Origin of the sequence: Aquisalimonas sp., assembly GCF_007120195.1 — a bacterium.
Classification (GTDB): Bacteria; Pseudomonadota; Gammaproteobacteria; order Nitrococcales; family Aquisalimonadaceae; genus Aquisalimonas.
On sequence record NZ_SKOG01000123.1, the window covers coordinates 1 to 10,420 of the forward strand.

Consider the following 10,420-nt stretch of genomic DNA (forward strand, 5'->3'; position numbering starts at 1 on the left):
AATCCACCGTCAACACGCCGAAAGCCACCGGCAGGTCGCGCCGCGTGGCGACCTGGCTGAGACCCTTGCTGCATTCGCCGGCGACATAGTCGAAATGCGGGGTTCCACCACGAATCACGGCACCAAGCGCAATGACCGCCTCGTGCTTGCCGGACGCTGCGAGGCGATCGGCCACCAGCGGCAACTCCCAGGCCCCCGGGACTCGGACCACGGTAATACGGTCGTCGCTCACACCGTGGCGTTTAAGGGCGTCCAGCGCGCCGGCGAGCAGGCTCTCCACCACGAATGCATTGAACCGGCCCACGACGATCGCGTAACGGTCATCCACGGATGTAAAATCACCTTCGATTGTCGTCATGTTACCCGTCCCGTCCAAGTCCATTGTGTGCGCGTTACGCCCGCTACCCTAACCCCTTATCGCAAGTCCCGTCATTGCGGCTCCACGTATTCAACAACTTCCATGCCGAACCCGGACAGCGCATGCATGCGCTTGGGCGCGCTCAGCACACGCATGCGCCGCACGCCGAGGTCAGTGAGGATCTGCGCGCCCTTGCCGTAGGTGCGAAGGTCGCCACTGGCCTGCGAGGTGCCATCGTCCTCGGCACGTTCGGCCTGGCGATGATACTGGTGCATGCGCTTGAGCAGCGCCGAGTCGTCCTCGTTACTGCGCAGCACCACGACCACGCCCTGGTCGGCCTCGGCGACCTGACGCAAAGCCGCCCGCAGCGGCCAGCCACACAGCGGACCGGTGCTGGCAAACATGTCCGATAGTGTGTTTTGCAGATGCACGCGCACCAGCGTCGGCGTATCCGGGTCTGGCCGGCCACGAACCAACGCGAAATGCAGGGCATTGGCGACATTATCCTGATAGGCATAGAGATGGAACGGCCCAAACTCCGTGGGCAGCTCGCAATCCGCCACCCGCTCCACGGTGCGCTCATTGCGCACGCGATAGGCGATCAGATCCGCCACGGTCCCGATCTTCAGCCCGTACTCGCGGGCGAATGCAACAAGATCATCGCGCCGCGCCATGGTGCCATCTTCGTTGAGGATCTCAACGATCACCGAAGAGGGCTCAAACCCGGCCATGCGTGCGAGATCGCACCCGGCTTCCGTATGGCCGGCCCGGGTGAGCACGCCGCCGGGCTGGGCCATCAGCGGAAAAATGTGGCCGGGCTGGGTGATATGCTCGGGTTTCGCATGGGGCGCGACGGCGGCTTGCACGGTGCGTGCACGATCGGCCGCGGAAATGCCGGTGGTCACACCCGTGCTGGCCTCGATCGAAACGGTAAAGTTGGTACTCTGAGCCTGGTCGGTCGCGCCGACCATCAACGGCAAGCGCAGCTGCTCGCAGCGCTCCCGGGTAAGCGTCAGGCACACCAACCCGCGGCCGTAGCGGGCCATGAAGTTGATGTCCTCCGGGCGCACCATGCTGGAGGCCATGACCAGGTCGCCTTCGTTCTCCCGGTCTTCATCATCCATGATGATGACCATACGCCCCTGGCGCAGATCCTCGATGATCTCCTCGGTGCTGTTCATGGACATGCCATTCATTCCTGTCGCTGCGGCCGTGACCGGTCGTGCCGCGGTGGTCAGTCGGCGCGGAAACCGTTGCGGGCGAGCAACTCGCGGGTGATGCCGGCCGACCCGGGCTCGGCGGCCTTATCCCCGAGCATGAGGCGCTCAAGGTAACGGGCGATTACATCCACTTCGAGATTGACGGACTGGCCGGGACGATACTCGCCGAATCGGGTGGCGTCCATTGTATGGGGCACGATATTCACCTCGAATTGGGCGCCGTCGACGCCATTGACCGTCAGGCTCACGCCGTCGATGCAAATGGAGCCTTTCTCGGCAATGTAGCGCGCCAGGCGATCCGGGGCACGAAAGACGAACCGCCAGGACCGCCCCTCCTGGCTCCGCTCCTCCACGGTACCGAGGCCGTCCACATGGCCGCTGACCAGGTGCCCGCCCAGTGGCGTGGATGGGGTGAGCGCCGTCTCGAGGTTCACACGGCTGCCCACGTCAAGCTGGCCCAGGCTGGTGCGCCTGAGGCTCTCCACGGAAACATCCGCCGCCAAGCCGTCGCCGGGCAATTCCACGGCCGTGAGGCACACGCCGTTGACGGCGATGCTGTCGCCGATGGCGACAGCATCGCGCGGTAGATCGCCGGTGCGCAGCCGCAGCCGAACGTCATCACCGCGTCGCTCGAGCGCGGCGACCTCGCCGACAGCCTGGATAATCCCCGTAAACATGGTCATCCCTCCTGTGTTGATCTCGGTCGAGCCAGCACGCGGATGTCGCTGCCGATGCGACGCACATCCAGTAACTCAAGCGGCAGGCGCTGGGCCATCCGCTCAAGACCTGGGAGCTGTAGCAGCGGCCGGCCTTCGTGTCCCATGAGGTGAGGCGCCTGATACAGAATCAGCTCATCCACCAAACCAGCACTGACAAACGCCCCGGCCAGCGTGGGCCCGGCCTCGACCAGCACCTCGTTGATCAGCCGGCGACCCAGTGCCATCAGCACCGCCTCCAGGTCTAAACCATGTGGGCCAGCGGGCAGTGTTTCCACCTCGGCACCGCCCCGCTGCAGGGCCAAGCGCTGGTCACCACCATCCCGGGTGGTCAGCACCAGCGCCGGTCCGGGTGCGCGCACAACGGCTGCATCCGGCGGCGTGGACAACGAGGAATCGAGGACAACCCGCAGCGGCGGCGGTACGTCGGCTGCTTGCGGCACGTCGCGCACGGTCAGGGCCGGGTCATCCGCCTGCACCGTGCCGCTGCCCGTCACGATGGCGCAGGAACGGGCGCGCCAGCGGTGCACATCCGCCCGCGCTGCGGGGCTGGTAATCCAGCGACTCTCGCCCGAGGCCATGGCGGTGCGCCCGTCGAGACTCGCCGCCAACTTGCAGCGTACCCAGGGCCGCCCGGCGAGCATACGACGCACAAAACCGGGGTTGAGGGCATGAGCCTGCTGTTTGCAAACCCCTTCACGCACGATCATGCCGGCGGCGCGGAGCTTCTGCCGACCGCGACCGCCCACTGCGGGATTCGGGTCACGCATGGCCATGACAATCTCGGCCACCCCCGCATTGATGAGGGCATCCACGCAGGGTGGCGTGCGTCCGTGATGGGCACAAGGCTCGAGGGTGACGTACGCGGTGGCACCGCTGGCATCCCGCCCCGCCGCACGCAGGGCATGCACCTCGGCGTGGGCGTCTCCCGCCCTGGCATGCCAGCCCTGCCCCACGAGCACACCATCACGCACGAGCACACAGCCGACGCGCGGATTCGGCCGCGTACCCCACAATCCCAGTTCGGCCAGCTGAAGCGCACGGGCCATCCACTGGTGGTCACTGGAGCTGAAGGCAGAATCGGACATCGGCGGGCGCCTGTAAGCCGTCAATCCGTTGAGGACGGGGGTGAGTCCTCCAGGCCCTCGATGACTTCACGGAAGGCGCTGACATCCTCGAAGCTGCGATAGACCGAGGCGAAGCGGACGAACGCCACCTTATCGAGTTCCCGAAGCTCTTCCATAACCCAGTGGCCCAGATCCCGCGTCGGGATCTCCCGCTCACCCTGGGCGCGAATCGTGCGGATAATCCGGTGGATAGCGGCCTCGACACGCTCGGTGTCCACGGGCCGCTTCTCCAGGGCCCGCAACATGCCCGTTCGCAGCTTGTCCTCGGCGAATGGCTCCCGGGTGCCATCGCGCTTGACGATCCGCGGCATAAGCAGTTCCGCGGACTCAAAGGTGGTAAACCGTTCACCGCACTGTCCGCACTCCCGGCGCCGACGCACCTGGTCACCCTCGCGCGCAAGGCGCGAATCGACCACCCGGGTATCCTGCGCGTGGCAGTACGGACAACGCATGGGTTCCGATCAGCCCTGGTTCGCCTGATACACCGGCTTGCGACGACAGATCTCGATGACCTGCTCACGCACGCGGGCAATGGCGTCTGCGTCGGAGATGTTGTCCAGCACATCGCAGATCCAGTGCGCCAGCCGGCTGGCATCGTCGGTATCGAAGCCGCGCGTGGTGATCGCCGGCGTACCGATCCGCAGCCCGGACGTGACAAAGGGCGACTGGGGATCATTGGGCACGGCGTTCTTGTTCACTGTAATATGCGCCTGGCCCAGCGCGGCGTCCGCAGCCTTGCCCGTGAGACCCTTGTTCACCAGATCGATCAAGAACAGGTGATTGTCAGTGCCGCCGGAGACGACGTTGTAGCCCCGTTCCTGCACCGTGGTGGCCATGACGCGGGCGTTGTCCACGACCCGCTGCTGGTAGGCGTTGAAATCAGGGCCCAACGCTTCTTTGAAGCCTACGGCCTTTGCGGCGATGACGTGCATCAGCGGCCCGCCCTGCATGCCGGGGAAAACCAGCGACTGGAGCTTCTTGGTGATCTCCGGGTTCTCGCGGGCGACGATCAGACCGCCGCGCGGGCCACGCAAGGTCTTATGGGTGGTCGTCGTGCAGACGTCGGCGTGGGGTACGGGGTTGGGATAAACGCCTGCGGCAATCAGCCCCGCCACGTGAGCCATATCCACCACCAGATAGGCGCCCACCTTATCGGCGATCTCGCGGAACCTCGCCCAGTCCACCACGCGGGAGTAGGCGGAGAAACCGGCGATAACAAGCTTCGGCCGATGCTCCTGGGCCAGGGCGTCCACCTGATTGTAATCGATCTCTCCGGTTGCCGGGTCCAGCCCGTACTGCACGGCGTTGAACACCTTGCCGGAGAAGTTGACCTTGGCGCCGTGTGTGAGGTGGCCGCCATGATCCAGGCTCATACCGAGGATCGTGTCACCGGGGCTTGCGAGGGCCAGGTAGACGGCGGCGTTGGCCTGCGAGCCGCTATGCGGCTGCACGTTGGCATAATCCGCGCCGAAGAGCTGCTTCGCGCGGTCGATGGCCAGTCGCTCGGCCTCGTCCACGAACTCGCAGCCGCCATAGTAGCGCTTACCCGGGTAGCCCTCGGCGTACTTGTTGGTCAGCACACTGCCCTGGGCTTCCAGGACCAGCGGGCTGGCATAGTTCTCGGAAGCAATGAGCTCAATGTGCTCCTCCTGCCGGCGCGTCTCCTTTCGAATGGCATCCCAGAGTTCAGGATCAAAGCTGGCAATGTTCAGTTCACTGTTGAACATGCGGTTTCCTCGATGATGGCAAAGAGAAATGAATGAAGGTGATCGGTGCGCGCTGGGCGTCAGGCGATCACGGCCCCGGCAGCGGCACGGTCCCGCAAGCGCGATGACACTGAAAACGGAACCGGTCAGCGGCGACGAAGCGCCGGGCTGGACCGGGCGCGGGGCCCGAAAGCTGCTCCGGAGAAGCGTAGCAGTCTAACGGATTCCGGTTGCATCTGCACGGACGCCCTGTGTTCCCTGCGCGACACCGGAACCACCAGCCGCGCGCCCGGGTTACGGCACCCCGACCGCGCCAGCGCGGACTGACTCCCGATACGACTTGCCACCCGCCGGTGTTTCCTCTACAAGAGGCCGCATCATCGGTCGTACGGTCCGGGAAACGCGGCCATCACCCCCTGTATGATGCGACGAACCGGCATGCGCAAGCAGCAACCCAAGCTGACAACGGGCTGGCGGGAATGGGCAGCCCTGCCGCAACTCAACATTCCTGCTATCAAGGTAAAAGTGGACACCGGCGCCCTGAGTTCCGCCCTGCACGCGATCCACGTGCGCTATTTCACCGAGGCCGGCCGGGAGCGCGTGGCGTTCGAAATCCACCCCATCCAGCGCCGCAGTCAGCCCACCGTGCGTTGCACCGCCCACCTCGTCGGCGAGCGCCTGGTCACGAGTTCCAACGGTCATCGCGAACGCCGCCCGGTCATCCGTACGCAGTTCATGCTCGGTGGGCTCGTCTGGCCCATCGATCTGACCTTGACCAACCGCGATAGCATGGGGTTTCGTATGCTGCTCGGCCGGCGGGCCATGCGTCGCCGGGTCCTGGTCAACCCATCCGCCTCTTTCGTCTGCGGAGCGCCCGATCGGAGCGACACCGCGACTGCGCCCATGGAGTAGCGCTGTTCGATGGACATCATCATCCTCTCGCGTAACCGCAAGCTCTACTCTACCCGCCGGCTCGTGGAGGCCGGCGAAGCGCGCGACCACACGGTGCGCGTCGTCGACCCGCTGCGCTGCTACATGAACGTGAGCTCACACAAGCCGGAAATCCACTACCGGGGCGAAGAGGTGGTGATGCCCGATGCGCTCATCCCGCGTATCGGCGCCTCCATTACCTTCTACGGCACCGCAGTGGTGCGGCAGTTCGAGATGATGGGGGTATTCTCCCTTAATGAATCCGTCGCCATCAGCCGCTCCCGGGACAAGCTGCGCTCGCTGCAGCTCCTCTCCCGCCGGGGCATCGGCCTGCCGATCACCGGTTTCGGCTATTCCCCCGACGACAACCAGGATCTGATCAACCTCGTGGGCGGCGCGCCGCTGGTGGTGAAACTGCTGGAGGGGACCCAGGGGCGCGGCGTTGTCCTGGCAGAGACCAACAAGGCGGCCGAGAGCGTGATTGACGCCTTCCGTGGCCTCAACGCCTACTTCCTGACCCAGGAGTACATCCGCGAGGCCCACGGCGCCGACATCCGCTGCTTTGTGGTCGGCGATCGGGTCGTGGGCTCCATGATCCGGCAGGCGCAAGACGGGGAGTTCCGCTCCAATGTCCATCGCGGAGCCTCAGTCAGGCCCATCCGCATCACCCCCGAGGAGCGCTCCACCGCCGTACGGGCGGCGCGGATTATGGGGCTGAATACGGCGGGGGTGGACATCATGCGCTCCAATCACGGGCCAGTGGTCCTGGAAGTGAACTCCTCGCCGGGCCTGCAGGGCATCGAGCGGGCAACGAACAAGGACATTGCCACCTACGTCATCCAGTTCCTGGAGAAACACGGGCGCAAGGGGAAGACCGGCACGCGCGGTAAGGGCTGAGTGCCCGGACACGTCGCGGCGGCAAAGGCTGTTATAACCGCAGCCTATCGGTAGAATGGCGCTCCACTCATTAGAGCAATAGGCTTACTGACCAATGGCGCAGTACATCTACACCATGAATCGGGTGGGCAAGATCGTCCCGCCCAAGCGCGAAATTCTCAAGGACATCTCCCTGTCCTTCTTTCCGGGTGCGAAGATCGGCGTCCTCGGCCTGAACGGCTCCGGTAAATCCACGCTGCTGAAAATCATGGCCGGCGTGGAAAAGGAGTTCGAGGGTGAGGCCCGGCCCCAGCCCGGCATCAACATCGGCTACCTACCCCAGGAGCCGCAACTCGATCCGGACAAGGACGTGCGCGGCAACGTGGAGGAAGGCGTCGCAGAGTTCAAGCACCTCCTGGACGCGTTCAACGCCGTCTCGGCGGAAATGGCCGACCCGGATGCGGATTTCGAGGCCCTGATGGAAAAGCAGGGCAAGCTGCAGGATCGCATCGAGGCCGCCGGCGCCTGGGATCTGGAGCGCCAGCTGGAGCAGGCCGCCGAAGCGCTGCGCCTGCCGCCCTGGGAGGCCGATGTGCGCACCATCTCCGGCGGCGAGAAGCGCCGCGTAGCTCTGTGCCGCCTGCTGCTCTCCGGCCCGGACATGCTGCTGCTCGACGAGCCCACCAACCATTTGGATGCCGAATCCGTGGCCTGGCTGGAGCGATTCCTGGACGAGTTCCGGGGCACGGTGGTGGCGGTGACCCACGACCGCTACTTCCTGGACAACGTGGCCGGCTGGATCCTGGAACTCGACCGCGGCCGCGGCATTCCCTGGCAGGGCAACTACTCCTCCTGGCTGGAGCAGAAGGAAAAGCGCCTGCAGCAGGAGAAGAAGCAGCAGAGCGCCCACAATAGGGCTGTCAAGGCGGAGCTGGAATGGGTGCGCACCAACCCCAAGGGGCGACAGGCGAAAAACAAGGCGCGGCTGCAGCGCTTTGACGAGCTGCAGTCGAAGGAATTCCAGAAGCGCAACGAGACCCAGGAGCTCTACATCCCGCCGGGTCCGCGACTGGGCGACAAGGTCATCGAGTTCGACGGCGTGCGCAAGGCCTTCGACCATGAACTCCTCTACGAGGACCTCACCTTCAACCTGCCCCCCGGCGGGATCGTCGGTGTCATCGGCCCGAACGGGGCCGGCAAGACAACGCTGTTCCGCATGATCACCGGTGAGGAAGCGCCGGACGCCGGTGATATTCGCATCGGCGAGACCGTGGAACTCGCGTACGTGGATCAGTCCCGTGACAGCCTGAACGACAGCAAGACCGTCTGGGAGGAGATCTCCGGCGGCCAGGACGTCATTCGGGTGGGCACCTACGAGGTGCCGTCACGGGCCTATGTGGGGCGTTTCAACTTCAAGGGCACCGAGCAGCAAAAGCGCATTGGCGAACTCTCCGGCGGCGAGCGCAACCGGGTCCACCTGGCCAAGCTGCTGCAAAGCGGCGGTAACGTGCTGCTGCTCGACGAGCCCACCAACGACCTGGACGTTGAAACCCTGCGCGCCCTGGAAGAAGCACTGCTCACCTTTCCGGGTTGTGCAGTGGTCATCTCCCATGACCGCTGGTTTCTCGACCGCGTCAGCACCCATATCCTGGCCTTCGAAGGCGAGAGCCAGTACACGTACTTCACCGGGAACTACACGGAGTACGAGGAGGAGCGCAAGAGGCGGCTCGGTGAAGAGGCCATGATGCCGCACCGCATCAAGTACAAGCGGCTGGCGTGAGGCCGGCACTGAGGCCTTTGGGACAGCGGGGGGCACGCCCCCGCTCACCTTCGCCCGTACGCGTCGCTGAAACGGACGATGTCATCCTCGCCGAGATAGCTGCCGCTTTGCACCTCGATCAGCTCCAAGGGGATCTTGCCCTGGTTCTCCAACCGGTGCTGGACGCCCAGCGGGATGTAGGTGGACTGGTCTTCGGTCAGGAGAAACGTGTCCTCGCCCCGCGTGATACGCGCCGTCCCGCGCACGACCACCCAGTGTTCGGCCCGGTGGTGGTGCATCTGCAGTGACAAGCTCGCACCCGGGCTGACCACGATGCGCTTGACCTGGAAGCGCTCGCCCTCGGCGATGCGCTCGTAGGAGCCCCATGGCCGCACCACGCGGCGGTGATTCAGCGGCTCCTCGCGGCCATCGTGGCGTAGGCGATCGACGATTGTCTTCACGTCCTGGACGCGGTGGCGATCCGCTACCAGCACCGCATCTGCGGTTTCCACCACCACGGCGTCATTGAGCCCAAGCGCAGCCACAAGACGGTGCTCGGCGCGAATGTAGCTGTCGTGACAGTCATGGGCGTAGACATCGCCTCGAATGACATTGCCACTCGCGTCCGCCGTCGTGGCTGCCTGCAGGGCCGCCCAGGACCCCAGGTCACTCCAGCCCGGATCCATGGGCACGACCATGGCGTCCCTGGTGCGCTCCATCACGGCATAGTCGATGGAGTCGGACCGGCACCGAGCGAAAGCCTCGTGCTCAAGGCGGATGAAGTCCAGGTCGCGAGTGGCGCCGTCCAGGGCCGCGCGGCAGGCCGCCACCATATCCGGTTCGAAGCGCTCGAGTTCCTCGAGGAGGCGAGCGGCCCGGAACAGGAACAGACCGCTATTCCAGAAATAATCGCCGGCAGCGACATACTCTTGCGCCGTTGCGGCGTCGGGCTTCTCGACGAACTCCGCCACGGGCGACGCCCCATCGGCCAAGTCGTCCTGGTTCAGCAGGGCACGGATATAGCCGTAGCCCGTCTCTGCATAGGCCGGGCGAATGCCGAAGGTCACCAGATAGCCGTCCAGGGCGGCCTGGCAGCCGGCGATGACCGCCCGCTGGAAGGCCGCGGGGTCGGCGATGCGGTGGTCGGCGGGCATCACCAGCAGCAGCGCTTCGGGATCCATGGTCATGGCGTAGATCGCGCCGGCGCACACCGCCGGCGCCGTGTTGCGCCCGACCGGCTCCAACAGGATCGCCGCCCGTGGTGCGGCGGCCATCTCGCGCAGCTGTTCCGCCACCATGAAGCGATGGGATTCGTTGCAGATCACCACCACTTCCGCGCCTACATGCGAGAGCCCCTCGAGCCGCTTGACGGTACTCTGAAGCATGGTCTCGTCGGCGGTGATCAGCGGTAGAAGCTGCTTGGGATAAAGCTCCCGGGACAACGGCCACAGCCGCGTTCCCGACCCGCCGGACAGCACAAGTGGCGTAATCCTCGCCATGGGACACCCTCGTTTTCCGTGTTCACCCCTTGGGGCAGACCATAGCAGGATTCCCGCCACCCTGCGGGAGCCCCAGGCCATGGCGAGCCGGGAGGCGTTGAGCGCCTGCCTAGTGTCCTGTCCCGTAAATACGTTGCGAAAATTGGCGTGGATCCTGACGGTTCCTGGCAAGGCGCGCCGACGAGGCGTAGCGGGGACTACGGCGAGGAGGCGCAACGCCGCCAGGGGC

General features: G+C 65.2%; 10 protein-coding genes. 3 read left to right on the forward strand and 7 right to left on the reverse strand.

Annotation, left to right across the window (positions count from 1 at the left end):
* The 6 genes from ribH to glyA all read right to left on the reverse strand — a co-directional run.
* The coding region (ribH, locus tag QZT63_RS09290; protein ID WP_290650574.1) for a 6,7-dimethyl-8-ribityllumazine synthase at positions 1-358 on the reverse strand (358 nt) is incomplete at its 3' end.
* 71 nt (positions 359-429) lie between these two features.
* The gene (gene ribBA / locus QZT63_RS09295; RefSeq protein ID WP_290650576.1) at positions 430-1,545 is read right to left on the reverse strand and encodes a bifunctional 3,4-dihydroxy-2-butanone-4-phosphate synthase/GTP cyclohydrolase II; all 1,116 of its coding nucleotides are present in this window, start codon (positions 1,543-1,545) and stop codon (positions 430-432) included.
* 47 nt (positions 1,546-1,592) lie between these two features.
* Positions 1,593-2,255: a riboflavin synthase gene (locus tag QZT63_RS09300; RefSeq protein WP_290650578.1), complete on the reverse strand. Its 663-nt coding sequence runs from the start codon at positions 2,253-2,255 to the stop codon at positions 1,593-1,595.
* Positions 2,256-2,257: 2 nt separating this feature from the next.
* Positions 2,258-3,382, reverse strand: a complete 1,125-nt coding sequence (gene ribD, locus QZT63_RS09305) for a bifunctional diaminohydroxyphosphoribosylaminopyrimidine deaminase/5-amino-6-(5-phosphoribosylamino)uracil reductase RibD (RefSeq protein WP_290650580.1) — start codon at positions 3,380-3,382, stop codon at positions 2,258-2,260.
* Between the two features lie 20 nt (positions 3,383-3,402).
* Positions 3,403-3,873, reverse strand: a complete 471-nt coding sequence (gene nrdR, locus QZT63_RS09310; protein WP_290650582.1) for a transcriptional regulator NrdR — start codon at positions 3,871-3,873, stop codon at positions 3,403-3,405.
* Between the two features lie 9 nt (positions 3,874-3,882).
* Positions 3,883-5,148 (reverse strand): serine hydroxymethyltransferase, encoded by a 1,266-nt coding sequence (gene glyA, locus QZT63_RS09315; RefSeq protein ID WP_290650584.1) that lies wholly within the window; start codon positions 5,146-5,148, stop codon positions 3,883-3,885.
* Positions 5,149-5,565: 417 nt separating this feature from the next.
* Here glyA and QZT63_RS09320 point away from each other — a divergent pair, with 417 nt between their 5' ends.
* The 3 genes from QZT63_RS09320 (at position 5,566) to ettA (ending at position 8,713) form a co-directional block, all read left to right on the forward strand.
* Positions 5,566-6,039: a RimK/LysX family protein gene (locus QZT63_RS09320; protein ID WP_290650586.1), complete on the forward strand. Its 474-nt coding sequence runs from the start codon at positions 5,566-5,568 to the stop codon at positions 6,037-6,039.
* 9 nt (positions 6,040-6,048) lie between these two features.
* Positions 6,049-6,954 carry a 30S ribosomal protein S6--L-glutamate ligase gene (gene rimK / locus QZT63_RS09325; protein ID WP_290650588.1) on the forward strand — a complete coding sequence of 302 codons (906 nt, stop codon included), beginning with the start codon at positions 6,049-6,051 and terminating at the stop codon, positions 6,952-6,954.
* Positions 6,955-7,048: 94 nt separating this feature from the next.
* Positions 7,049-8,713 (forward strand): energy-dependent translational throttle protein EttA, encoded by a 1,665-nt coding sequence (ettA, locus tag QZT63_RS09330; RefSeq protein ID WP_290650590.1) that lies wholly within the window; start codon positions 7,049-7,051, stop codon positions 8,711-8,713.
* Between the two features lie 44 nt (positions 8,714-8,757).
* Here ettA and QZT63_RS09335 read toward each other — a convergent pair whose 3' ends face one another.
* Positions 8,758-10,191: a mannose-1-phosphate guanylyltransferase/mannose-6-phosphate isomerase gene (locus tag QZT63_RS09335; RefSeq protein ID WP_290650591.1), complete on the reverse strand. Its 1,434-nt coding sequence runs from the start codon at positions 10,189-10,191 to the stop codon at positions 8,758-8,760.
* Between the last annotated feature and the right edge of the window lie 229 nt (positions 10,192-10,420).

Bases quoted from the DNA above. Each gene is read 5' to 3' on its own strand.
- ribBA (WP_290650576.1), bottom strand. From the start codon at position 1,545: ATGTCCATGAACAGCACCGAGGAGATCATCGAGGATCTGCGCCAGGGG.
- QZT63_RS09300 (WP_290650578.1), bottom strand. From the start codon at position 2,255: ATGTTTACGGGGATTATCCAGGCTGTCGGCGAGGTCGCCGCGCTCGAG.
- ribD (WP_290650580.1), bottom strand. From the start codon at position 3,382: ATGTCCGATTCTGCCTTCAGCTCCAGTGACCACCAGTGGATGGCCCGT.
- nrdR (WP_290650582.1), bottom strand. From the start codon at position 3,873: ATGCGTTGTCCGTACTGCCACGCGCAGGATACCCGGGTGGTCGATTCG.
- glyA (WP_290650584.1), bottom strand. From the start codon at position 5,148: ATGTTCAACAGTGAACTGAACATTGCCAGCTTTGATCCTGAACTCTGG.
- QZT63_RS09320 (WP_290650586.1), top strand. From the start codon at position 5,566: ATGCGCAAGCAGCAACCCAAGCTGACAACGGGCTGGCGGGAATGGGCA.
- rimK (WP_290650588.1), top strand. From the start codon at position 6,049: ATGGACATCATCATCCTCTCGCGTAACCGCAAGCTCTACTCTACCCGC.
- ettA (WP_290650590.1), top strand. From the start codon at position 7,049: ATGGCGCAGTACATCTACACCATGAATCGGGTGGGCAAGATCGTCCCG.
- QZT63_RS09335 (WP_290650591.1), bottom strand. From the start codon at position 10,191: ATGGCGAGGATTACGCCACTTGTGCTGTCCGGCGGGTCGGGAACGCGG.